The 23,877-nt window shown below is 67.2% G+C and carries 20 protein-coding genes; 8 read left to right on the top strand and 12 right to left on the bottom strand.

Going from position 1 to position 23,877, the window contains the following annotated elements; translation table 11 throughout:
• The first annotated feature begins 53 nt into the window (after positions 1-53).
• Complete coding sequence (gene proB / locus B2J86_RS03730; RefSeq protein WP_173024788.1) at positions 54-1,196, top strand: glutamate 5-kinase; 1,143 nt, start codon at positions 54-56, stop codon at positions 1,194-1,196.
• Positions 1,197-1,285: 89 nt separating this feature from the next.
• Here proB and B2J86_RS03725 read toward each other — a convergent pair whose 3' ends face one another.
• Positions 1,286-1,981: an RNA pyrophosphohydrolase gene (locus B2J86_RS03725; RefSeq protein WP_169167771.1), complete on the bottom strand. Its 696-nt coding sequence runs from the start codon at positions 1,979-1,981 to the stop codon at positions 1,286-1,288.
• A 92-nt stretch (positions 1,982-2,073) separates the two neighbouring features.
• On the opposite strand from B2J86_RS03725, the gene B2J86_RS03720 reads away from it, so the two are divergent.
• Together B2J86_RS03720 and B2J86_RS03715 are read left to right on the top strand one after the other, a co-directional pair.
• Positions 2,074-3,819: a proline--tRNA ligase gene (locus B2J86_RS03720; RefSeq protein WP_173024750.1), complete on the top strand. Its 1,746-nt coding sequence runs from the start codon at positions 2,074-2,076 to the stop codon at positions 3,817-3,819.
• Entirely contained in the window at positions 3,816-4,460 is a 645-nt protein-coding gene (locus B2J86_RS03715; RefSeq protein WP_169633956.1) for a lytic transglycosylase domain-containing protein, read from the top strand. Before B2J86_RS03720 ends, B2J86_RS03715 begins: the two co-directional genes overlap by 4 nt.
• 9 nt (positions 4,461-4,469) lie before the next feature.
• Here B2J86_RS03715 and B2J86_RS03710 read toward each other — a convergent pair whose 3' ends face one another.
• The 5 genes from B2J86_RS03710 to hemA all read right to left on the bottom strand — a co-directional run bounded on the left by B2J86_RS03710 (position 4,470) and on the right by hemA (position 9,695).
• On the bottom strand, positions 4,470-5,786 hold the full coding sequence (locus B2J86_RS03710) for a hemolysin family protein (RefSeq protein WP_173024749.1): 1,317 nt from the start codon (positions 5,784-5,786) through the stop codon (positions 4,470-4,472).
• Between the two features lie 131 nt (positions 5,787-5,917).
• Entirely contained in the window at positions 5,918-6,238 is a 321-nt protein-coding gene (grxD, locus tag B2J86_RS03705) for a Grx4 family monothiol glutaredoxin (protein WP_169167718.1), read from the bottom strand.
• A 48-nt stretch (positions 6,239-6,286) separates the two neighbouring features.
• Positions 6,287-7,135, bottom strand: coding sequence for a peptide chain release factor N(5)-glutamine methyltransferase (prmC, locus tag B2J86_RS03700; RefSeq protein WP_371736098.1), 849 nt, complete (start codon positions 7,133-7,135; stop codon positions 6,287-6,289).
• Between the two features lie 93 nt (positions 7,136-7,228).
• The gene (gene prfA / locus B2J86_RS03695) at positions 7,229-8,338 is read right to left on the bottom strand and encodes a peptide chain release factor 1 (protein WP_173024748.1); all 1,110 of its coding nucleotides are present in this window, start codon (positions 8,336-8,338) and stop codon (positions 7,229-7,231) included.
• Between the two features lie 58 nt (positions 8,339-8,396).
• Positions 8,397-9,695 (bottom strand): glutamyl-tRNA reductase, encoded by a 1,299-nt coding sequence (gene hemA, locus B2J86_RS03690; protein ID WP_169167716.1) that lies wholly within the window; start codon positions 9,693-9,695, stop codon positions 8,397-8,399.
• Between the two features lie 72 nt (positions 9,696-9,767).
• Between hemA and B2J86_RS03685 the strand changes: the two genes are divergently transcribed.
• On the top strand, positions 9,768-10,046 hold the full coding sequence (locus tag B2J86_RS03685; RefSeq protein WP_169167715.1) for a hypothetical protein: 279 nt from the start codon (positions 9,768-9,770) through the stop codon (positions 10,044-10,046).
• Between the two features lie 41 nt (positions 10,047-10,087).
• Here the strand turns inward: B2J86_RS03685 and B2J86_RS03680 are convergent, their stop codons facing one another.
• Positions 10,088-10,987, bottom strand: a complete 900-nt coding sequence (locus B2J86_RS03680) for a LysR substrate-binding domain-containing protein (protein WP_169167714.1) — start codon at positions 10,985-10,987, stop codon at positions 10,088-10,090.
• Positions 10,988-11,095: 108 nt separating this feature from the next.
• On the opposite strand from B2J86_RS03680, the gene B2J86_RS03675 reads away from it, so the two are divergent.
• Both B2J86_RS03675 and B2J86_RS03670 read left to right on the top strand, forming a co-directional pair.
• On the top strand, positions 11,096-12,079 hold the full coding sequence (locus B2J86_RS03675) for a tripartite tricarboxylate transporter substrate binding protein BugE (protein WP_169167713.1): 984 nt from the start codon (positions 11,096-11,098) through the stop codon (positions 12,077-12,079).
• Positions 12,079-12,966 (top strand): N-formylglutamate amidohydrolase, encoded by an 888-nt coding sequence (locus B2J86_RS03670; RefSeq protein WP_173024747.1) that lies wholly within the window; start codon positions 12,079-12,081, stop codon positions 12,964-12,966. Before B2J86_RS03675 ends, B2J86_RS03670 begins: the two co-directional genes overlap by 1 nt.
• A gap of 145 nt (positions 12,967-13,111) precedes the next feature.
• Here B2J86_RS03670 and ugpQ read toward each other — a convergent pair whose 3' ends face one another.
• The 5 genes from ugpQ to ugpB all read right to left on the bottom strand — a co-directional run bounded on the left by ugpQ (position 13,112) and on the right by ugpB (position 18,267).
• Positions 13,112-13,882: a glycerophosphodiester phosphodiesterase gene (ugpQ, locus tag B2J86_RS03665; RefSeq protein WP_173024746.1), complete on the bottom strand. Its 771-nt coding sequence runs from the start codon at positions 13,880-13,882 to the stop codon at positions 13,112-13,114.
• 21 nt (positions 13,883-13,903) lie between these two features.
• The gene (locus B2J86_RS03660) at positions 13,904-14,914 is read right to left on the bottom strand and encodes a sn-glycerol-3-phosphate import ATP-binding protein UgpC (protein WP_169167711.1); all 1,011 of its coding nucleotides are present in this window, start codon (positions 14,912-14,914) and stop codon (positions 13,904-13,906) included.
• 41 nt (positions 14,915-14,955) lie between these two features.
• The gene (gene ugpE, locus B2J86_RS03655; protein ID WP_169167710.1) at positions 14,956-15,807 is read right to left on the bottom strand and encodes a sn-glycerol-3-phosphate ABC transporter permease UgpE; all 852 of its coding nucleotides are present in this window, start codon (positions 15,805-15,807) and stop codon (positions 14,956-14,958) included.
• A 51-nt stretch (positions 15,808-15,858) separates the two neighbouring features.
• Positions 15,859-16,740: a sn-glycerol-3-phosphate ABC transporter permease UgpA gene (gene ugpA / locus B2J86_RS03650; protein WP_173024745.1), complete on the bottom strand. Its 882-nt coding sequence runs from the start codon at positions 16,738-16,740 to the stop codon at positions 15,859-15,861.
• Between the two features lie 207 nt (positions 16,741-16,947).
• Positions 16,948-18,267: a sn-glycerol-3-phosphate ABC transporter substrate-binding protein UgpB gene (gene ugpB / locus B2J86_RS03645; RefSeq protein WP_169167708.1), complete on the bottom strand. Its 1,320-nt coding sequence runs from the start codon at positions 18,265-18,267 to the stop codon at positions 16,948-16,950.
• Positions 18,268-18,564: 297 nt separating this feature from the next.
• Here ugpB and serA point away from each other — a divergent pair, with 297 nt between their 5' ends.
• Complete coding sequence (serA, locus tag B2J86_RS03640; RefSeq protein WP_169167707.1) at positions 18,565-19,794, top strand: phosphoglycerate dehydrogenase; 1,230 nt, start codon at positions 18,565-18,567, stop codon at positions 19,792-19,794.
• A 155-nt stretch (positions 19,795-19,949) separates the two neighbouring features.
• The gene (locus B2J86_RS03635) at positions 19,950-23,867 is read left to right on the top strand and encodes an FAD/FMN-binding oxidoreductase (protein ID WP_173024744.1); all 3,918 of its coding nucleotides are present in this window, start codon (positions 19,950-19,952) and stop codon (positions 23,865-23,867) included.
• Positions 23,868-23,877 lie beyond the last annotated feature (10 nt).

The following is a 23,877-nucleotide window of genomic DNA, read 5'->3' as shown; positions in this document are numbered from 1 at the left end:
TATAGCATCTAGCGCTTTCTGCATAAGCGCTACAAGCCAAAATGACCGAAAAAATGATCTCTGGTGTGCTGCGCGATGCCCGCCGCATTGTCGTGAAGGTGGGCTCCAGCCTCGTGACGAACGAGGGACGGGGCCTCGACGAGGCCGCGATTGGCGAATGGAGCCGCCAACTGGCCGCGCTGGTGCGCGGCGACGATGGCGCGGGGCGGCGCGAGGTCATCATGGTTTCGAGCGGTGCGGTGGCCGAAGGCATGAAGCGCCTGGGCTGGACCGTGCGCCCGCGGGAAATCCATGAGCTGCAGGCGGCGGCCGCCGTGGGGCAGATGGGCCTGGCCCAGATGTACGAGACCAAGCTGCGCGAGCAAGGCATGGGCAGCGCGCAGGTGCTGCTCACGCACGCCGATCTGGCCGACCGCGAACGCTACCTGAACGCGCGCTCGACGCTGCTCACGCTGCTGGAGCTTGGCGTGGTGCCCGTCATCAACGAGAACGACACCGTCGTCAACGACGAAATCAAGTTTGGCGACAACGATACGCTGGGCGCGCTGGTGGCGAATTTGGTCGAGGCCGACGCGCTGGTCATCCTGACCGACCAGAAGGGCTTGTTCACGGCCGATCCGCGCCGCGATCCGGCGGCGCAGTTTGTGCACGAGGCGCGTGCGGGCGACCTGGCGCTGGAGGCCATGGCCGGCGGGGCTGGCTCCAGCATTGGCCGTGGCGGCATGCTCACCAAGATCCTGGCGGCCAAGCGCGCCGCCGGCTCGGGCGCCTCCACCGTGATCGCCTGGGGCCGTGAGCCCGATGTGCTGCTGCGCCTGGCGCGGGGCGAGGGCATCGGTACCTTGCTCGTTGCGCAAACGGCCAAGACCCAGGCGCGCAAGCAATGGATGGCCGACCACCTGCAGCTGCGCGGCGCGGTGGCGGTGGATGCAGGGGCAGCGGCCAAGCTGCGCGCCGAAGGCAAAAGCCTGCTGCCCATCGGCATGACCGCCGTGGAAGGGGACTTCTCGCGCGGCGACGTGATTGCTGTGCGCGATCCGGCTGGCGCAGAGATTGCCCGCGGTCTGGCGAACTACGCCAGTGCCGAGGCACGGCTGCTGTGCCGCAAGCCTTCATCCGAGTTTGAAAGGCTTCTGGGATACGCTGCGGAGCCCGAGATGGTGCACCGCGACAACCTGGTGTTGATGGGGGGATAGACGCCTGCGGGCCGCGCGCGCCTGCCACGGTGGGCCTGTGCGCTGCAGCTAGCGCCATGGGGCATGGCCAGGCAATCCTCTGTTGTCTCTCAAGAGCGCGCGTCGGGGAAGCGGTTCTGCCGGTCCTGCGGCAGTTCCAGGGATTCGCTGGGCGCGGCCAAGCCGCTTTGCGGGTCGGGGTCGAAACTCGCGCCGGGCGGCAATTCCATGCCAGGCTGCAGCAGCAGCGAACTGCTGCGGTGCATGGCGAGGCCGGCAATGTCGTGCTCGCGTGTGCGCATGCCGCTGCGCAGATAGCGGTTGCGCGGTTCATGGCGCGGCAGAAAACGCGCCAGCTCGGTCAACGCCATTTCATAGACGCCGCGCTTGAATTCCACCACAACGTCGAGCGGAACCCAATAATCGTTCCAGCGCCAGGCATCGAATTCAGGGTGGTTGGTGGCACGCAGATTCAAATCCCAGTCGTAACCCATCAGCTGCAGCAAATACCAAATTTGCTTCTGGCCCTTGTAGTGGCCGCGCGCATCGCGGCGGATGTACCGGTCTGGCACCTCGTAGCGCAACCAGTCCCGGGTGCGGGCAACCACGCGTACATGGTTTGGCTGCAGTCCCACCTCTTCGTGCAGTTCACGGAACATGGCCTGCTCGGGGGATTCGCCCCGGTCAATGCCACCCTGCGGAAACTGCCAGCTGTGGGTGCGTATGCGTTTGCCCCAGAACACCTGGTTTTTCTGGTTGAGCAGGATGATGCCGACGTTCGGCCGAAAGCCGTCCCGGTCAAGCATAATCGAACCCCAAAATCTATAGTTGTGTCCATTATGCACGGCCCCTCGGGCGCGGCAATGGGACCCATCTCCATTGGCCTGATATTGCACCGATGAAAGCTTCCCAGTTCTTTATTTCCACCCTCAAAGAAGCTCCGGCCGACGCCGAAGTGGTCAGCCACCAGCTCATGACACGGGCCGGTCTCATCAAAAAACTGGGTGCGGGCATTTACAACTACATGCCGATGGGTTTGCGGGTGGTGCGCAAGGTCGAAGCCATCGTGCGCGAGGAAATGAACCGCGCAGGTGCCGTCGAGCTGGCCATGCCGGTGGTGCAGCCCGCTGAACTGTGGCAGGAGACGGGCCGCTTCGAGAAAATGGGGCCTGAGCTGCTGCGCATCCACGACCGCCACGGGCGCGACTACGTGGTCCAGCCCACCAGCGAAGAAGTGGTGACCGACATCGCGCGCCAGGAACTGCGCAGCTACAAGCAGCTGCCCAAGAATTTCTACCAGATCCAGACCAAGTTCCGCGACGAGCGCCGGCCGCGATTTGGCCTGATGCGCGGGCGCGAATTCACCATGAAAGACGCCTACAGCTTCGACCGCGACCCGGCCGCGGCCAAGGCCAGCTACCAGGTCATGGCGCAGGCCTACCGCCGCATCTTCGACCGCTTTGGCCTGACCTACCGCGCCGTGGCCGCCGACAGCGGCGCCATTGGCGGCGATTTGAGCGAAGAATTCCAGGTGATCGCCGCCACGGGCGAGGACGCCATCGTCTACTGCCCGGGCAGCGACTACGCCGCCAACCTGGAAAAGGCCGAGGCGCTGGCGCCCGCTGGTCCGCGCGCTGCTCCCGCACAGGCCCTGGCCAAGACGCCGACCCCCGACAAGAGCACCTGCGCCGACGTGGCCGACCTGCTGGGCGTGCCGCTGCAAACCACGGTGAAATCGCTGGTGCTCGCCACCGACGAAACCAATGACACCGGCGAAATCGTGAAAAGCCAGGTCTGGCTGCTGCTGCTGCGCGGCGACCACGACATGAACGAGATCAAGGTCGGCAAGGTGCCGGGCCTGGGCGGCGGTTCGCGCTTTGCCACCCAGGGCGAGATCGAGGAGCACTTTGGCTGCAAGCCCGGTTATCTGGGCCCGATGGGCCTGAAGAAGCCGGTCCACATGGTGGTGGACCGCGAAGTGGCGCTGATGGCCGACTGGATCTGCGGCGCCAACGAAGCCGATTTCCACATGACCGGCGTGAACTGGGGCCGCGACCTGCCCGAGCCCGACCTGGTGGCCGACATCCGCAACGTGGTGGCCGGCGACGCCTCGCCCGACGGCAAGGGCGTGCTGGCCATCGAGCGCGGCATTGAGGTCGGCCATGTGTTCTACCTCGGCACCAAATACAGCCAGGCCATGAACGCCAGCTTCCTCGGCGAAGACGGCAAGCCGGCCTTCTTTGAAATGGGGTGCTACGGCATCGGGATCACGCGCCTGCCGGCCGCCGCCATCGAGCAAAACCACGACGAGCGCGGCATCATCTGGCCCGACGCGATTGCGCCGTTCACTGTCGTGCTGTGCCCGATCACGCCGGACCGCTTCCCCGACGTCAAGGCCGCGGCCGACCGGCTCTACGCCGACCTGCTGGCCGCGGGCGTGGACGTGATCCTCGACGACCGCGGCGAGCGGCCCGGCGCCATGTTCGCCGACTGGGAGCTGATCGGCGTGCCGCACCGCGTGACCATTGGCGACCGTGGCCTCAAGGAAGGCCAGGTCGAATACCAGCACCGCCGCGACAGCGCAGCCACCAAGGTCGCCACCACCGACATCCTGGCCCATCTCCAGGGCCGGCTGGCCGCATGAGCCTGGGGGGGCTTTCGCGGCGCGCCTGCCTGGCACCGCTGGCCCTGGGGCCCGCGGCTTGGCTGGGCCTGCCCGCGCAGGCCCATGCGGGCAGCCAGCTCGAAGAGCCCTTGATGGACTCGGTGCGCACCGCGCTGAGTTCCGCCATCGCCAACCAGGCACCGCCCGAGCCCGAATTCGCGAGCACCGAGGCGCGCCTGCTGTACCTGCGCTGGCTGGCCACCATGAGCGATCGGCTGCGCCGGCGCAAGCCCGAATGGGAGGTGCGCCGCGATTTCCTGCAGACCGTGTGGTACGAAAGCCGGCGCGCCGGGCTCGATGTCTCGCTGGTGCTGGGCCTGATCCAGGTCGAGAGCGCGTTCCGCAAGTTCGCCGTCTCGAGCGTCGGGGCGCGCGGCTACATGCAGGTCATGCCGTTCTGGACCCGCGTCATCGGCGACGGCGACCCGGGCAAGCTGTTCCACATGCAGACCAACCTGCGCTTTGGCTGCGTGATCCTGCGCCATTATCTGGACCGCGAGCGCGGCGACCTGTTCATGACGCTGGGCCGCTACAACGGCAGCCGAGGCCGTGCCCCGTACCCGAACGCGGTGTTCACGGCGCAGCGCAACTGGCTGTTCGACGGCCGCCTGGCGGGCTGACCGCCGGGTTCAGGCTGCCGTGGGCACGGCGCCGGTGTCCGCACCCTGGGGCAGGCGCGACACCATCACCTGGTCGATGCGGTAGCGGTCCACGTCGAGCACTTCGAACTTGTAGCCGCCCCAGACCACGCTGTCGGTGCGCCGCGGCACGCGGCGCAGCATCACCATCAAGAAGCCCGCCAGCGTCTCGTACTCCGCCTCGTGCGGCAGCGCATCGAGCGCCAGGGCATGCAGCACGTCGCTGATCGGCGTCATGCCATCGATCAGCCAGGAATTCTCGTCGCGGCGCACGATCTGCTCCTCGTCGTCCGGTCCCACCAGGTCGCCCATCACAGTGCTCATCACATCGTTGAGCGTGACCACGCCGACCACGCGGCTGTACTCGTTGACGATGACGGCAAAGTCCTCGTGCACCTGGCGGAACTGCTCGAGCACTTCGGACAGCGTCAGCCGGTCGGGCGCGATCAGCACCTTGCGCACCAGGCTGTCGTCCTGCAGCGAAATCGGCTGGTTGTTCAGGATGCGCTGGAACAGGTCCTTGGCGTCCACGTAGCCGACCACATGGTCGATGTCGCCCTCGCACACGGGGTAGGTCGAAAAGGGCTCGGCCGCGATGCGCACGCGGATCACGTCGTCCGGATCGTCGCGCAGGAAGAACGCGATGCGCTCGCGCTGCGACATGGCGCTGCCCACCATGCGGGTGTCGAGCTCGAAGACGTTGGTGATCACCTGCTGCTCGCGCTCGGGCAGCACGCCCGCGCGCGCACCGGCCTCCATCATGGCCAGCACATCGTCGGAGGTGACGCGGTCGTCGCGCCGCGTCGGCAGGCCCAGCAGGTGGAACAGGGCGTCGGCCGTGCGGCTGTACAGCCACACCAGCGGCTGCAGCGCCGTGATGCACCAGCCCATCGGCGTGGCCACGCGCAGCGCCAGGCGCTCGGGATCGGTCATGGCCAGGCGCTTGGGGAACAGGTCCGCAAACAGGATGAACAGCGAGGTGATGACGAAGAAAGAGGCCACGAAGCCGGCCGTTTGCGCCTGTTCTGCCGACATCCACAGGCCGAACAGCGCCGCAAAGTGCGGGCTCAGCGCGCTCTCGCCGATGATGCCGCCGAGGATGGCCACGGCGTTCAGCCCCACCTGCACCACGGTGAAGTAGTCGCCCGGCTGCTCCTGCACGCGCAGCACGCGGTCGGCGCGCGCATCGCCCTCGTCGGCCAGCTGGCGCAGGCGCAGCCGGCGCGAGGCGGCCAGGGAAATCTCGGCAATCGAGAAGAAGGCGCTGGCGGCAATCAGGGCGACGATGGTGAAGGTGTTTTCTAGCATGGTCCGGGGGAGCGTGGCGCACCGGCCGCCCCTCGCGGCCCTGTGCCGCCGCCAGTGTAGCGGCCCCTTCACCGCCGGGCGGGCACAAAAAAGCCGCCCGGCGGGCGGCTTCGTGCGCAGCAGCGGGCCGCTCAGGCGGCGCCGAGCGCCTGCTTGAGTTCGCCCGACTCGTACATCTCCATCATGATGTCCGAGCCGCCGATGAATTCGCCCTTGACGTAGAGCTGCGGAATCGTCGGCCAGTGGCTGTATTCCTTGATGCCCTGGCGGATTTCGTCGTCTTCGAGCACGTTCACGGTGGTGATGGCCTTGGGGTCGACGCCGCAGGCCTTGAGGATCTGGATGGCGCGGCCGGAAAAGCCGCACATCGGAAAGCTCGCCGTGCCTTTCATGAACAGCAGCACGTCGCTGGATTTGACGAGGTCGTCGATGCGTTTCTGGGTATCGCTCATGGGGGCTCCGTAAAAGAGGGGCCAGGGGCCCCGGTGGGTACAAAGGGATTATTTCACTGTCGGCCACTGGCCGCCCGAGCAACGCTCTATGCCGGCGAGGTCTTTGCGGCTTTGCACCTGGGCGAAGCCGGCGGCCTGCAGCAGCGCGCGCACGGCGCCCGCCTGGTCCCAGCCGTGTTCGAGCAGCAGCCAGCCGCCCGGTTCAAGGTGCGCCGGCGCCTGCGCGACGATGGCGCGGAGGTCGTCGAGCCCGTCGGCGCCGCTGGCCAGCGCCTGCCGCGGCTCGTGCACCAGGGCGGCCAGGTGCGGGTCGGCTGCGGCGATGTAGGGCGGGTTGGAGACGATGGCGTCGAAGCGCCCGCCCACGCCCTGCAGCCAGTGGCCCCGGCGGAACTGCACCGGCAGCTGCAGCCGCGCGGCGTTGGCCTGCGCGACGGCCAGGGCATCGGGGCTGGCATCGACCGCGCTGACCTGTGCCTGCGGCCGCTGGTGCTGCACGGCCAGCGCGATGGCGCCGCTGCCCGTGCCCAGGTCGAGCACGCGCGGCACCGGCAGCGGCGCGATGGCTGCGAGCGCCCAGTCGACGAGCGTTTCGGTGTCGGGACGCGGGTCGAGCACGCGCGCGTCGATCTGTAGCGCCAGGCCGTAGAACTCCTTGACGCCCGTCAGGTAGGCCACGGGCTCGCCCGCGGCACGGCGCTGGCACAGCGCGGCAAAGCGGGCCTGCGCCTCGGCGCCGAGTGCATCGTTGTCATGCGCCAGCAGCCAGGCGCGCCCCGCGCCTGCGTGCCCGAGCGCGTGAAGCAGCAGCAGCTGGGCGTCGATGCGCGCCAGTCCCTGGGCTTGGGCGGCGGCCAGGGCCTGGGCCAGCGTGGTCGGGGGGAGGTCGGTTGTCACTATGGTTTTAATAGCTTCCGGCGCTTGCAGGGTAAGCGCTGGAAGGTGTTTTGATCGAATTTCTAACGGCGACGGCGACGGCGACAGCCGGCCTCAGGCCGTCTGCGCTTCGAGTTCGGCCAGCTGCTCGGCCTCGCGCGCGTGCGCCAGTGCCTGCAGCACCTCGTCCAGGTCGCCTTCCATCACGTACAGGAGCTTGTAGAGCGTGAGGTTGATGCGGTGGTCGGTCAGGCGCCCCTGCGGGAAGTTGTAGGTGCGGATGCGGTCGCTGCGGTCGCCGCTGCCGATCAGGCCCTTGCGCTCGGCCGCTTCCTTCGAGGCGCGCTCGCTGCGCTCCTTCTCCTGGATGCGCGCCTGCAGCACCTGCAGCGCCTTGGCCTTGTTGGCGTGCTGGCTGCGGCCGTCCTGGCACTCGGCGACGATGCCGGTGGGCAGGTGCACCACGCGCACGGCCGAGTCGGTCTTGTTGATGTGCTGGCCGCCGGCGCCGCTGGCACGAAACGTGTCGATGCGCAGGTCGGCCGGGTTGAGCTTGATGGCTTCATGCTCGTCGGGCTCGGGCATCACCGCCACGGTGCAGGCGCTGGTGTGGATGCGTCCCTGCGTTTCGGTCGCGGGCACACGCTGCACGCGGTGGCCGCCCGACTCGAAGCGCAGGGCGCCATAGACGCCGCTACCGGAGGGGCCGCTGTCGGCCGGGCCCGCGATGCGCAGCACGATTTCCTTGTAGCCGCCGAGCTCGGCGGCGCTTTCGCTCACCACTTCGACCTTCCAGCCCACGCGGTCGGCATAGCGCATGTACATGCGCGCCAGGTCGCCGGCAAACAGTGCCGACTCGTCGCCGCCAGTGCCGGCGCGGATTTCGAGGAAGACGTTGCGCGCATCGTCGGGGTCCTTGGGCAGCAGCAGGCGCTGCAGCTCATCTTCGAGCTGCAGCAGCTCGGCTGCGGCACTGGCCATCTCCTCCTGCGCCATCTCGGCCATGTCGGGGTCTTCGAGCAACTCGCGCGCGCCCTGCAGATCGGCTGCGCAAAGGCGCCAGCGCGCATAGCGCCCCGCGACCTGCGTGACCTCGGCATGCTCGCGCGAGAGCAGGCGGTACTGCGCCATATCGCCCATGATGTCCTCGCGAGAGAGCAGGAAGTCGAGCTCGTCCAGGCGCCGGGCATAGCGCTCCAACTGGGTCTGGAGAAAGGGTTGCATGCAGGAATAAGGGTTTTAGCTACCAAAAAAGTAGCTAGTGACGCTGATGGGGTCAGCGCTAGAGGGGTTTTTTGCTCTGGGAGCGCAGGAACAGGCGCGACGCCGTGCGCGCCGTTTGCTCGCGCGCTGCCGTGTCGGCATTGCGCAGCTCGGCCATGGTGCCGTGCAGCATCTTCTTGGCGACGCCGCGCGCAAGGGCGTCGAGCACCGCCTCGACGTCGTCGCCGCGCGCCAGGCGCCGGCGCGCGCGCGCAATCTCGATGGCGCGCCAGGTGTCGGCTTGGCCCTGGATCTGGCGGATCAGCGGCACCACACCGTGCTGCGGGTCGCGCTGGTCCATCCAGTGCATGAAGCTTTGCACGCCGGCATCGATGATGGCCTCGGCCTGCGCGACGGCGGCCTGGCGGCTGGCCTGCGCGGTCTGCACCACGCTGGCGAGGTCGTCGACGGTGTAGAGGTAGACGTCCTGGAGCTGCTTGACCTCGGGCTCGATGTCGCGCGGCACGGCCAGGTCGACCATGAACATGGGGCGGTGGCGGCGTTTTTTCAGGGCCCGCTCGACCGCGCCGAGGCCGACGATGGGCAGCGTGCTGGCGGTGCAGCTGACGACGATGTCGAATTCGTGCAGGCGCTCGGGCAGGTCGGCCAGGCGCAGCACCTCGCCGCCAAAGCGCGTGGCGAGCTTTTCGCCGCGCTCGAGCGTGCGGTTGGCGATGGCGATCGACTGCGGGTTGCGTGCGGCAAAGTGCGTGGCGGTGAGCTCGACCATCTCGCCCGCGCCGATGAACAGCACGCGCGTCTTGCCCAGGTCTTCGAACAGCTGGCCCGCCAGGCGCACGGCAGCGGCCGCCATGCTGATGCTGTGCGCGCCGATCTCGGTGGCGGTGCGCACCTCCTTGGCGACGGCAAAGCTGCGCTGGAACAGCTGGTTGAGCGTGGAGCCCAGGGCGCCGGCGGTCTCGGCGGCGCGCACGGCGTCCTTCATCTGGCCGAGGATCTGCGGCTCGCCCAGCACCATCGAATCGAGCCCGCTGGCGACGCGGAAGGCGTGGCGCGCGGCCGGGCCGTTTTGCAGCGTGTAGGAGTGCGAGCGCAGCACATCGGTGCTGACGCCGCCGCTGTGCGCGAGCCAGCCCAGCGTGTGGTCCAGCGCCGCATGGTCGCCGGCGCAGTAGATTTCGGTGCGGTTGCAGGTGGAGATGATGGCCGACTCGATGCCGCGGTGCGCATCGCTCTGCCCCAGCGCCTGGCGCAGGCCGTGCAGCGTCGGCGCGATCTGGTCGAGCGCGAACGCAAAGCGGCCACGCAGATCGAGCGGCGCGGTGGTGTGGTTGATGCCGAGGGCCCAGACTGCCATAGTGCGCGATTATAAAATTGTTGGGCAAGCAGGGCAGCCTTTGCCCTTCAAACCTTGATCTGGGTCATTTCCATGGGTCCGCTGGACGCTCTCAACCACCTGCTCAACTTCCTTGCTCCGGCGGCGGCGCTGTCCGTGCTGCTCTGGTTGGGCAGCCGGGTTTTTTGGCGAAAAATGCCTGTAACGCAGGCCTGGTGGGCGCAGATAGCTATCAATTTCATCTTGGGCAGCGGCGTGCTGCTGGCCGGACTGTGGGCGTTCGGGCGCGACGGCAAGATGCTGACCTATGCCGCGCTGGTGCTGGTGTGCGCCAGCTGCCAGTGGTGTTTCTTGCGCGCGTGGCGGCACTGAGCGGCGGCCGGATCGCCGGGCGGCGGGGGCCTTTGCCCCGGTCACGGCGTTGCGTGCTGCGGCTGGGACAGCAGCCACTGCCTGAAATCGTGCAGCGCCGCCGGCGCCACGCGGCCGGGCGGCTGGCACAGGTAGTAGCCGCGGTCGATCTCCACCGCCTGCGGCACGGCGATGGCGATGCGGCCGGCGGCCAGGTCGGGCTCGACCAGGCAGCGCTGCACCACGGCCACGCCCAGTCCGGCGATCACCGCCTGCACCAGCAGGCCGACCAGTTCGAAGTCGGCCGCCGGCGCCAGCGGCGCGTGCGCGCAGCCCACGCCGGCGAACCAGCGGGCCCAGTTGTCCGGGTAGTTGGTGTGGAACAGGAGCGGGCGCGCTATCAGGTCGTGCGCCGTGCGGATGGCGTGGGGGCCGTGCAGGTCGGCGGGCCGGCAGATGGGCACCAATTCGCGCCCGACCACGTATTCGGCCTGGATGTGGCGCGGCCACTCGCGCGCGCCCACGCGCAGCCAGGCGTCGATCTCGGGCGCCTGCAGCGGGTCGTCGCGCCGGTAGGGGGCGAACGACAGCGTGGTGTCGGGGTGGCGCGCGTGGAAATCGGGCAGGCGCGGAATCAGCCAGTGGCTGAACAGCGTCGGCGCGACCGACAGGCGCAGCGCGCGCGCCGTGCGCCGCGTCTGCAGGGCCACGGTGGCCGCCTCGATGCTGGCGATCGCCGGGGCAATGGCGTCAAGGTAGGACTGGCCGGTGGCCGTGAGCACGCTGCGCCGGCCCTCGCGCACGAACAGCGCCAGCGCCAGGTGTTCTTCGAGGCGCGCGATGGAGCGGCTGATGGCGCCCTGCGTGACATGCAGTTCGTCGGCCGCCTGCGAGAAGCTGCCCAGCCGCGCGGCCGTGGCAAAGGCGTGCAGTTCGGACAGCGAAGGGGAGCGGATGCGCATGGCAGATGAATGGTGAGCGTTGGTAATGGGTTGGTGCCACATTGTCGCTTTTCCTCTCTGGCGCGATTGACCAGAATGGCCGCTCGAACCATTACAAAGGAGAAAGCCATGATGTCTCGCCGTAGCCTGGTCGCCCTGGCCGCCAGCACCGTTGCCGCGCTGTCGGCCCCTGCCGCGCTGGCCCAGGCCAGCGACTACCCGAGCCGCCCGATCAAGCTGATCGTGCCGTTTGCCGCAGGCGGCTCCACCGACATGGTCGCGCGCATGCTGGCCGACAAGATGGGCGCCTTGCTCGGCAAGGCCGTGGTGGTGGACAACAAGGGCGGCGCCGGCGGCTCGCTGGGCGCCGACGCGATCGCCAAGTCTGCGCCCGACGGTTACACCATCGGCATGGCCACGGTGAGCACGCACGGCGCCAACCCGGCCATCTACGCCAAGCTGCCCTACGACGCCGTGAAGGACTTCGCCCCGATCACCAACGTGATGGCCGTGCCCAGCGTGTTCGTCGTGCACACCAGCGTGCCCGCCAAGACGATGAAGGAATTCATCGCGCTGGCCAAGGCTCACCCCGGCAAGTACACCTTTGCCTCGCCGGGCACCGGCTCGCTGGGCCATGCCAACATCGAGAATTTCATGGACCTGGCAGGCATCGACCTGCTGCACATCCCCTACAAGGGCGCGGGCCAGGCCATCAACGACGCGCTGGCCGGCCAGGTCAACGCCATGACCGACAACCTGCCCTCGACGCTGCCGCACATCAAGGCCGGCAAACTGCGCCCGCTGGCCGTGCTGGCCTTGAAGCGCAGCCCGGTGCTGCCCGACGTGCCGACCTACGCCGAGCTGGGCTACCCTGGCATGGGCGACGGCGGCTGGTTCGGCCTGGTGGCGCCCGCGGGCACGCCCAAGGCCATCATCCAGAAGCTCAACGACACGGCGCACAAGGTCATGGCCAGCGCCGACTACATCGAGCGCATGAACGCGATCTCGGGCGAGTCCATGGCCAACACGCCGGCGCAGTTCGCCAAGCAGATCGATACCGCGATTGCGCGCTACCAGGGCGTGGCCAAGAAGGCCAACATCCGGCTCGATTGATGGCCTTGCCCGACTTCCTGCAGCCCCGGCCGGACACCCCGGTCGAGGTGCGCTTGCCCACCGCGGCGGCCCTGCCGCTGGTGTGCGATTCGCCGCACAGCGGCACGGCCTACCCGGCCGACTTTGGCCACGCCGTACCCTTGGCGCTGCTGCGCCGCGGCGAGGACACGCACATCCACACGCTCTGGGGCGGTGCGCCGGCGCACGGCGCGACCTTGATCGCGGCGAACTTTCCGCGCACCTACATCGACCCCAACCGCGCCGAGACCGACCTCGACGCGGGCCTGCTCGACGGGCCGTGGCCGCAGCCTTTGCAGCCGGGTCCCAAGACCCGGCTGGGCTTTGGCCTGGTCTGGAGCCGCCTGAACGCGGCCACGCCGATGTACCAGCGCGCGCTCAGCGTGGCCGAGGTGCAGGGGCGCATCGCGAACTGCTGGCGCCCCTACCACGCGGCCCTGCAGCAGGCGATCGACGCGAGCGTGCGCGACTTTGGCGCCGTCTGGCACCTGAACCTGCACTCGATGCCGCAGGACGCGTACCAGCGCCTGGGCATCGCGAGCGAACGGCCCCTGGCCGATTTCGTGCTGGGAGACCGCGACGGCACGACCTGCGCGCCCGGGTTCGTCCAATTGGTGGCCGACACGCTGCGCGGCTTTGGCTACAGCGTGGCCGTGAACGATCCGTACAAGGGCGTCGAGCTGATCGGCCGCATCGGCCAGCCGCAGCTCAACCGCCACAGCCTGCAGATCGAGATCCGCCGCCCGGTCTACATGGACGAGGCCACGCGCGAGCCCAACGCCGGCTTTGCGCCCTTGCGCGGGCACCTCGACGAACTGATGGGTGTGGTGGCGGCCCATGTGCGCGCCGCGCTGGCGTACCCGGCCTGACGGCGCGCAGAGCGCGTGCCCCGCGCGGCCATCAAAAAAGTGAGCTGCCAGCGCTGGTGTTTGCAGAGTTTCAGATAGAAAATTATCTGAAACCCAATCAAAACCTGCGCAAGCAGCTCACTTTTCGTGAGCGCAAGCCTTTTGCTCAGGCCGACGGGCTGAACAGATCGACCCGGTCGGTGATGATGCCGTCCGTGCCCAGGTCCCACAGGCGCTGGGCCGCCCATGCGTCGTTGACGGTGTAGCTCAGGCAGCGCAGGCCGGCGCTTTTCGCCTGCGCCACGGTGGCGGCGTCCCACAGCGCGTGGTTGCAGACCACGGCCACGCAGCCGAGCATGCGCGCCGTGTCCAGCCAGTCGGCCGGCAGCTTGTCGAGCAGCAGGCCACGCGGCAGGGCCGGCGCGGCCGTGCGCGCACCCGCGAGCGCCTCGACCTGGAATGAGGTCAGCAGCGGCGGTACCGTCTGCCCCGCCCACAGCTGCGCGGCGCGGCGCGCCACGACCTCGCCGGTCTCGCGCTCGGTGCCGGGCGTGGGCTTGATCTCGATGTTCAGGCCGTGGCCGTTGGCCAGGCACCAGGCGGCCACGTTGTCGAGCGTGGGCAGCGGCTCGCCCGCGTACTGGCGCGAGTGCCAGCCGCCCGCGTCGAGCTGCGCCAGCGTCGCCCAGGGGTGCTCGCCGCCGACCAGGCTCGCGCCCGCCGGCAGGTGCGCCGCGGCATTGGTGGTGCGGGGCAGCGCCGCATCGTGCATCAGGAAGGGCACGCCGTCACTGCTGAGTTTCACGTCGCACTCGAACATGAGGTAGCCGTGGGCGGCGCCCAGGCGGAACGCGGCCAGCGTGTTTTCGGGCGCGAGCCGGCCCGCGCCGCGGTGCGCAACCCAGCGCGGGTAGGGCCATGCGTCGGTGATCTTCATGGTAGTTTTCCCCCCGGCCCGTCAGATGCGCTTGCCGGTCTCGGCGTCGAAGCAGTGCAGGCGGCCTTCGCGCGGGCTGACGTGGATGCTCTCGCCCACGCGTGGCGCGGGCTGGCCTTCTTCGATGCGCACGATCAGGGCCTCATCGCCCACCTTGGCGTACACCAGGCGCTCGGCGCCCAGCAGCTCGACGGCGTCGACCTGCGCCTGCCAGCCGGTGTCGCCGATGCCGATGTCCAGGTGCTCGGGGCGGATGCCCACGATGCGCCCTTTCTGGCAGCCGGGCGCGTGCTGCAGCAGGTTCATGGGCGGCGAGCCGATGAAGCTGGCGACAAAGGTGGTGGCCGGCGTGTGGTAGACCTCTTCGGGCGTGCCGAACTGTTCCACGACGCCAGCATTCATGACGATCATGCGCTGCGCCAGCGTCATGGCCTCGACCTGGTCGTGCGTCACGAACAGGCTGGTGATGCCGAGTTCGAGGTGCAGCTTCTGGATCTCGATGCGGGTTTGCGCGCGCAGCTTGGCGTCGAGGTTCGACAGCGGCTCGTCGAACAAAAACACCTGCGGCTGGCGCACGATGGCGCGGCCCATGGCCACGCGCTGGCGCTGGCCGCCCGAGAGCTGGCGCGGCTTGCGGTCGAGCAGGTGCGACAGCTCCAGAATCTTGGCGGCCTTGTCGACGCGCGCCTTGATCTCGTCCTTGGGCACCTTGGCGATCTTCAGGCCATAGGCCATGTTGTCGAAGTTCGTCATGTGCGGGTACAGCGCGTAGTTCTGGAACACCATGGCGATGTCGCGCGCGGCCGGTTCCAGGTTGTTCACCACGCGGTCGCCGATGCAGATGTCGCCGCCGGAGATTTCTTCGAGGCCGGCGATCATGCGCAGCAGGGTGGATTTGCCGCAGCCCGAGGGGCCGACGATGACGATGAATTCGCGGTCGGCGATTTCTGCATTGACGCCGTGGATCACGGGCACGGCGGTCTTGCCGCTGCCGTAGCGCTTGACGACGTTTTTGAGGGAAATGGAAGCCATGGGAGTATTCGTTCAATAGGTCAAAAGAGGGTGGCTGCGGCTTATTTCTCGGTATCGACCAAGCCCTTGACAAACCACTTCTGCATCAGGATCACCACTGCCGTGGGGGGCAGCATGGCCAGGATGGCCGTGGCCATGGCCACGTTCCAGTCGATGGCGGCGTCACCGCCACCGGCGACCATGCGCTTGATGCCGATCACCACCGGGTACATGTCTTCGCTGGTCGTCATGAGCAGCGGCCACAGGTACTGGTTCCAGCCGTAGATGAACTGGATCACGAACAGCGCTGCGATCGAGGTCTTGGACAGCGGCACCAGAATGTCCTTGAAGAAGCGCATCGGACCCGCGCCGTCCATGCGCGCGGCCTCCACCAGCTCGTCGGGCACCGTCAGGAAGAACTGGCGGAACAGGAAGGTGGCGGTGGCCGAGGCGATCAAGGGCAGCGTCAGGCCCGCGTAGCTGTTGAGCATGCCGAGGTCGGCCACGACCTTGTAGGTGGGCAGGATGCGCACTTCCACCGGCAGCATCAGGGTCAGAAAAATGGCCCAGAAGCAGAACATCTTGAAGGGAAAGCGGAAGTACACGATGGCGAACGCCGACAACAGCGAGATCGCGATCTTGCCCACGGTGATCACCATGGCGGTCACGAAACTGACCCACATCATGTGCGCCACCGTGGTGTTGGAGCCGAGCTTGCCCGAGCCCAGCAGCGCGGCCTCGTAGCTGGCCCACAGGTTGGCGCCGGGCAGCAGCGGCATGGGCGCCTGCACGATGGCCTGGGCGGTGTGAGTCGAGGCAATGAAAGCCAGGTACAGGGGGAAGGCCACCACCAGCACGCCGAGGAGCATCACGGCGTGCGAAAGGACGGTGAGCCAGGGACGGCGGTCAACCATGTGCGGACTCCAGATTCACGGAACAGACGGGTGCAATGAAAGAGACAGACATCAGTACTGCACCTTTTTCTCGACGTAGCGGAATTGCACGATGGTGAGCGCCACCACGATGACCATCAGGATCACCGACTGCGCCGCCGAGCCGCCCAGGTCCAGCGCCTTGAACCCGTCTTGGTAGACCTTGTAGACCAGGATCGAGGTCGACTGGCCGGGGCCGCCGCTGGTGGTGGCGTCGATGATGCCGAAGGTATCGAAGAACGCGTAGACGATGTTGATCACCAGCAGGAAGAACGTGGTGGGCGAGAGCAGCGGCAGCTGGATGTTCCAGAACCGGCGCCACGGGCCCGCACCGTCGATCGAGGCGGCCTCGATCAGCGACTTGGGAATCGACTGCAGACCCGCCAGGAAGAACAGGAAGTTGTAGGAGATCTGCTTCCAGACCGAGGCGATGATGATCAGCGCCATGGCCTGGCTTTCGTCCATCAGGTAATTCCACTCCACGCCGATGGCGCGCAGGCCAAAGGTCGCAACCCCGATGGAGGGCGAAAAGATGAACACCCACAGCACCCCGGCGATGACCGGCGCCACGGCGTACGGCATGATCAGCAAGGTCTTGTAGACCATGGCGCCGCGCACGATGCGGTCGGCAAAAATGGCCAGCACCAGCGAGATGCCGATGCCCAAAGCGGCGACCAGCACCGAGAACCAGGCGGTGGTCTGGAAGGACTCCAGGTAGTTGGGATCGTTCCACAGCTGGCGGAAGTTATCGAGGCCCACCCATTCGGAGGACAGGCCAAAGGCGTCCTGCACCTGCATCGACTGCAGGAGCGCCTGGCTGGCGGGCCAGAAGAAGAAGACGCCGATGATGACGAGCTGCGGCAACATCAATGCCCAGGGGAGCCACCGGGATCGGAAAAGTACGCGTTTTTCCATGGAGATTCACAATAAAACAACCGCCGAGCCCCTTGCGGGTCGCGGCGGATGGTGCTGGGCCGGCGCGCAAGCGCGGCCCCCGATGCAAGAAAAATGGCGCGGTGCCATACGAAGTGGCGCTATTGTGCCCTTGCGCAGAGCCTGGGGTTTTGCGGCCCCAGGCTGCTGCCCTGTCCCGTACCGGGCAGGGCAGGGTTCATGCGCCGATTATTTGCCCTTGTTGGCGCGCTCAAAGCGCACCAGCAGCTCGTCCCCACGCTTGACGATGGCGTCCAGCGCGGCCTTGGCCGTCTGCTTGCCCGACCACACCTGCTCGAGTTCTTCGTCCTCGATGGTGCGGATCTGCACGTAGTTGCCCAGGCGGATACCGCGCGAGTTGTCGGTCACCTTGCGGATCATCTGCTGCACGGCCACGTCGGTGCCGGGGTTCTTCTGGTAGAAGCCCGACTTTTCGGTCAGGTCGTAGGCGGCCAGGGTGATCGGCAGGTAGCCCGTGCGCTGGTGGCTGGCGGCCTGCACCTTGGTCTGCGACAGGAAGGTGAAGAACTCGGCCACGCCCTTGTACTCAGGGGCCTTCTTGCCGGCCATCACCCACAAGCTGGCGCCGCCGATCACGGTGTTCTGTGGCGCGCCCTTGACGTCTGGGTAGTAGGGCAGGGGTGCGATGGCGTAGGCGAACTTCGCGTTCTTGGCCACATCGCCGTAGAAGCCCGAAGACGTCTGGATCATGGCGCACTCGCCGGCCGTGAACGAGGCCTGGGCGGTGGAGCCGCGGCCCTTGTAGACGAACTCGCCAGCGGCGGCGGCTTTGGCGAGGTTGTCGATATGGCGCACGTGCAGTGGCGAGTTGATCTTCAGGCGCGCGGCCATGCCGTCCTTGCCCAAGCCGTTCTGGTGGGTGGCGAACTCGACGTTGTGCCAAGTCGAGAAGCTCTCGAGCTGGGTCCAGCCCATCCACGCCAGGGTCATGGGGCAGCTGTGGCCGCTGGCCTTGAGCTTCTTGGCCGCTTCGAACACTTCAGGCCACGTCGCAGGGGCTTTGTCGGCGTTCAGGCCGGCCTTCTTGAAGGCGTCCTTGTTGTAGTAGAAGACCGTGGTCGAACTGTTGAACGGAAAGCTCAGCATCTGGCCGTTGGGTGCCGTGTAGTAACCGGCCACCGCAGGGATGTAGCCCTTGGGGTCGAACGCCTGGCCGGCGTCGGTCATGACCTTGCCCACGGGCACGGTGGCGCCCTTGCTCGCCATCATGGTGGCCGTGCCCACTTCGAACACCTGCAGAATGTGCGGCGCGTTGCCCGAGCGGAACGCGGCGATCGCGGCCGTCATGTTTTCGTCGTACGAACCCTTGTAGGTCGGCACGATCTTGTATTCCTTCTGGCTTTCGTTGAACTGCTTGGCCAGGTCGTTCACCCACTCGTTGTTCACGGCGGTCATCGAATGCCACCACTGTATTTCGGTTTGCGCATGCGCCGGAGCGCACACCGCAACGGCGATGGCCGCGCTCAGGGTCAGGTGTTTGAACTTCATGGAATCTCCTCGGTGAAAGACGAAAGGCACGAAAGGGCCATGCTAGGCGGCCCATGTGTCAAAAGTGTGTCGTTGTCGCACACCCTGAAAACCTGCCCAACAGGGGAAACCCGCTTTCGGCTGGGTTGCTTGACCGGCGATTGTCGCTAATTTGTGACATTTGTGTGACGATTTGCGGACTCCGCGCAGGGTATTGCACCTTGCGCCCCAAGGTTTTGTGCGTTGCAGCATGCTCTTGGCGGGGCGCTGGAGCAGCGCCTGAACCTTGTTTCCACCTTTTCGACACTGGATATCCCCATGCCCCACACGTCGCTGGACAAAAGCAAAATCAAATTTCTGTTGCTGGAGGGGGTCCATCCTTCCGCGCTCGATGTGTTGCGATCGGCGGGCTATACGCAAATCGAATCCCTGGCGGGCGCGCTGCCCGACGAGGTGCTCAAGCAGAAGATTGCCGACGTGCACTTCGTCGGCATCCGGTCGCGCACCCAGCTGACGGCCGAGGTGTTCGCGCAGGCGCACAAGCTCGTCGCCGTGGGGTGCTTTTGCATCGGCACCAACCAGGTCGATCTGAACGCCGCGCGCGAGCGCGGCATTGCCGTGTTCAACGCGCCGTATTCGAACACCCGCTCGGTGGCCGAGCTGGTGCTGGCCGAGGCCATCCTGCTGTTGCGCGGCATCCCCGAGAAAAGCGCGGCAGCGCACCGCGGCGGCTGGATGAAGTCGGCCGAGAACGCCTACGAGATCCGCGGCAAGACGCTGGGCATCGTCGGCTATGGGTCGATTGGCACCCAACTCTCGGTGCTGGCGGAGTCCCTGGGCATGCACGTGGCCTTCTACGATGTGGTCAACAAGCTGCCGCTGGGCAATGCGCGCCAGGTGAACAGCCTGCACGCGCTGCTGGGGCAGAGCGACATCGTCAGCCTGCATGTGCCCGAGCTGCCGTCCACGCAGTGGATGATCGGCGCCGCCGAGATCGCCGCCATGAAGCCGGGCGGCATCCTGATCAATGCCGCGCGCGGCACGGTGGTCGAGATCGAGCCGCTGGCCGAGGCCCTGCGCCAGAAAAAGCTGCTGGGCGCGGCCGTGGACGTGTTCCCGGTCGAGCCGCGCAGCAACAAGGACGAGTTTGTGTCGCCGCTGCGCGGGCTCGACAACGTCATCCTCACGCCCCACATCGGCGGCTCGACCATGGAGGCGCAGGCCAATATCGGCCTGGAAGTGGCCGAGAAGCTCGTCAAGTACAGCGACAACGGCACCTCGACCTCGTCGGTCAACTTCCCGGAAGTGGCGCTGCCGTCGCACCCCGGCAAGCACCGCCTGCTGCACATCCACCGCAACGTGCCCGGCGTGCTGTCGCACATCAACCGCATCCTGTCGGACAACCACATCAACATTGCCGCCCAGTACCTGCAGACCAATGAGGCGGTCGGCTATGTGGTGATCGACCTGGATGCCGCCTCGTCCGACCTGGCGCTGGACAAGCTGGCCCGGGTGCCGGGCACCATCCGCAGCCGCGTGCTGTTCTGAACCCGCCGCGCGGCAGGCCCCGCCAGGCTGCGCCGTGCTTGAACCGCCTGGCGCCCCCGGTGCCCTGGCCCTGATCGGGCACGGGGCCGCCCCCTGTCATAAAATCGCTGCCCCGAGGCTCCTGGGCGCGCGGCGCCCACCCCAGGTTGATCCCCATGAATGTTCCGATTGCGTTGGCCGCCCTGCAGGCGCAGGCTGCCGAGCCCGCCCGACTGCGCGAAATCCCCTACAACTACACCTCGTTCTCTGACCGGGAGATCGTGATTCGGCTGCTCGGCATGCCCTCCTGGGACGTGCTGAACCGCCTGCGCAGCGAGCGCCGCACGGGGCGCTCCGCCCGCATGCTCTACGAAGTGCTCGGCGACATCTGGGTGGTGCAGCGCAACCCCTATCTGCAAGACGACCTGCTCGACAACCCCAGCCGGCGCAAGCAGCTGGTGGACGCGCTCGTGCACCGCCTGGCCGAGGTCGAGAAGCGCCGCACCCCCGAGGTCGACGTCGAGCGCGACCGCCTGGTGGGCGCGCTGGTGCAGGCCGCGCACCGCGCGGTGGCCGAGTTCGACGCGACCTTTGTCGAGGCCACGGCCCTGCGCCGCAGCGTGCAGCGCCGCCTGGGGCGCCTGACGGCCAAGGACAACATCAAGTTCGACGGGCTCTCGCGCGTCAGCCACGTGACCGACGCCACCGACTGGCGCGTCGAATACCCGTTTGTCGTGCTCACGCCCGACACCGAGGCCGAGATGGCCGGCCTGGTCAAGGGCTGCATCGAGCTGGGCCTGACCATCATTCCGCGCGGCGGCGGCACGGGCTACACCGGCGGCGCGATTCCGCTGAGCTGGAAGAGCGCGGTCATCAACACCGAAAAGCTCGAAGCCATGACCGAGGTCGAGATGCGCCGCCTGCCGGGCATGGACCACGAAGTGGCCACCGTCTGGACCGAGGCCGGTGTGGTCACGCAGCGCGTGGCCGACGCGGCCGAGCGCGCGGGCTACGTGTTTGCGGTCGACCCGACCAGCGCCGAAGCCTCGTGCGTTGGCGGCAACGTGGCCATGAACGCGGGCGGCAAGAAGGCCGTGCTGTGGGGCACGGCGCTCGACAACCTGGCCAGCTGGCGCATGGTCACGCCCGATGCAGAGTGGCTCGAAGTCACGCGCATTGGCCACAACATGGGCAAGATCCACGACGCCGAGGTGGCCAGCTTCGAGCTGCAGTATTTCGCGGCCGACGGCAAGACGCCGCTGCGCAGCGAGCGCCTCGACATCCCGGGCAAGAGCTTTCGCAAGGAGGGCCTGGGCAAGGACGTGACCGACAAGTTCCTCTCGGGCCTGCCGGGCATCCAGAAAGAGGGCTGCGACGGCCTCATCACCAGCTGCCGCTGGGTGGTCCACAAGATGCCCGCGCACACGCGCACCGTGTGCCTGGAGTTCTTCGGCAACGCCAAGGACGCCGTGCCCAGCATCGTCGACATCAAGGACTTCATGTTCGCCGAGCAAAAGCGCTCGGGCGTGCTGCTGGCCGGGCTGGAGCACCTGGACGACCGCTATCTGAAGGCCGTGGGCTATGCCACCAAGAGCAAGAAGCACGGCGGCCTGCCCAAGATGGTGCTGTTTGGCGACATTGCGGGCGACGACGCCGATGCCGTGGCGCGCGCCACCAGCGAGGTCGTGCGCCTGGCCAATTCGCGCAGCGGCGAGGGCTTTGTCGCCATCAGCCCCGAGGCGCGCAAGAAGTTCTGGCTTGACCGCAAGCGCACGGCCGCCATCAGCCGCCACACCAACGCCTTCAAGATCAACGAAGACGTGGTGATCCCGCTGCCGCGCATGGCCGAATACACCGACGGCATCGAGCGCATCAACATCGAGCTGAGCCTGCGCAACAAGATCCGCCTGTGCGACGAGCTGGGCGACTTCTTTGCGCGCGGCAACCTGCCACTGGGCAAGCAGGGCGACGCGGCCAACCCCATCCCCTCGGCCGAGGTGCTGGGCGACCGCGTGGCGCGTGCCATCGACCTGGTGGCCGAGGTGCGCGCGCTCTGGTCGGGCTGGTTGCAAGGCATGGACACCTTGTTTGCGCAGCTGCAAAATCACACGCTGCGCGCGAGCTGGAAGACGCAGCTGCGCGCGCCGCTGCAGGCGATCTTCTCGGGCGCGGCGTTTGCGCCCATCCTGGACGAGGCCACCGCCATCCACCAGCGCGTGCTCAAGGGCCGCGTCTGGGTGGCGCTGCACATGCACGCCGGCGACGGCAACGTGCACACCAACCTGCCGGTCAACAGCGACGACTACGAAATGCTGCAGACCGCGCACGAGGCCGTGGCGCGCATCATGGTGCTGGCGCGCAGCCTGGGCGGCGTGATCTCGGGCGAGCACGGCATCGGCATCACCAAGCTGGAATTTTTGACCGACGAAGAGCTGCGCCCGTTTGCCGAATACAAGCAGCGCATCGACCCCGAAGGGCGCTTCAACAAAGGCAAGCTGCTTCGAAAAGAAGAGCGGCTGGCGCAGGTGCAGCAAGCTTCAGAGGGCGATTCGACCCGAAAGTCGCTGATGTACGCCGACCTGACCAACGCCTACACGCCGAGCTTCGGCCTGATGGGGCACGAGTCGCTGATCATGCAGCAGAGCGACATCGGCGCGATCGCCGACTCGGTCAAGGACTGCCTGCGCTGCGGCAAGTGCAAGCCCGTCTGTGCCACGCACGTGCCGCGCGCCAACCTGCTCTACAGCCCGCGCAACAAGATCCTGGCGACCTCGCTGCTGGTCGAGGCTTTCCTGTACGAAGAACAGACGCGCCGCGGCGTGTCGATCCGGCACTGGCAGGAGTTTGAAGACGTGGCCGACCACTGCACCGTCTGCCACAAGTGCGAGAAGCCCTGCCCGGTCGACATCGACTTTGGCGACGTCACCATGAACATGCGCAACTTGCTGCGCAAGATGGGCAAGAAGAGCTTCCGGCCCGGCAACGCGCTGGCCATGGCCATGCTCAACGCCACCAACCCCGACACCATCAAGCTGCTGCGCAGCGCCATGGTCGGCGTGGGCTTCAAGGCGCAGCGCATGGCGGTGGACGTGCTGCGCAAGGTGGGCCGCAGGCAGACGGCCAAGCCGCCGGCCACTGTGGGCACGGCGCCGGTCAAAGAGCAGGTGATCCACTTCATCAACAAGAAGCTGCCCGGCGGCCTGCCCAAGCGCACGGCGCGCGCGCTGCTCGACATCGAGGACAAGGACTACGTCCCGATCATTCGCAACCCCCAGGCCACGACGGCCGAGACCGAGGCGGTGTTCTACTTCCCCGGCTGCGGCTCCGAGCGCCTGTTCAGCCAGGTGGGCCTGGCCACGCAGGCCATGCTCTGGCACGCGGGCGTGCAGACCGTGCTGCCGCCGGGCTACCTGTGCTGTGGCTATCCGCAGCGCGGCTCGGGCCAGTTCGACAAGGCCGACAAGATGATCACCGACAACCGGGTACTGTTCCACCGCGTGGCCACCACGCTGAACTACCTGGACATCAAGACGGTGGTGGTCAGCTGCGGCACCTGCTACGACCAGCTGCAGGGCTACGAATTCGGCAAGATCTTCCCCGGCAGCCGCATCATCGACATCCACGAGTACCTGCTCGAAAAGGGCATCACGCTGCCGGGCGGGCAGGGCGGCTACCTGTACCACGAGCCCTGCCACAACCCGATGAAGCAGGGCGACGCGATGCAAACCGTCAAGGCGCTAGTCGGCGACAACGTGGTCAAAAGCGAGCGCTGCTGCGGCGAGTCGGGCACGCTGGGCGTCACGCGCCCCGACATCTCGACCCAGGTGCGCTTTCGCAAGGAGGAAGAGATCCGCAAGGGCGAAGCCCAGCTGCGCGCCAGCGGCACCGTGCCGGCGCAGGCCAACGTGAAGATCCTCACCAGCTGCCCCAGCTGCCTGCAAGGCCTCAAGCGCTACGAGGACGACCTGCAAAACGGCCTGCTCGAAGCCGACTACATCGTCATCGAGATGGCCAACCAGATCCTGGGCGAGAACTGGCTGCCCGAGTTCGTGCAGCGCGCCAACAGCGGCGGCATCGAGCGGGTGCTGGTGTGACGGCTGCGAC

Source organism: Acidovorax sp. SRB_14 (genome assembly GCF_012932145.1).
GTDB lineage: Bacteria > Pseudomonadota > Gammaproteobacteria > Burkholderiales > Burkholderiaceae_C > Simplicispira.
Note: the sequence above shows the minus strand (reverse complement) of the source record. Positions and strands in the feature narration are given on the sequence as shown.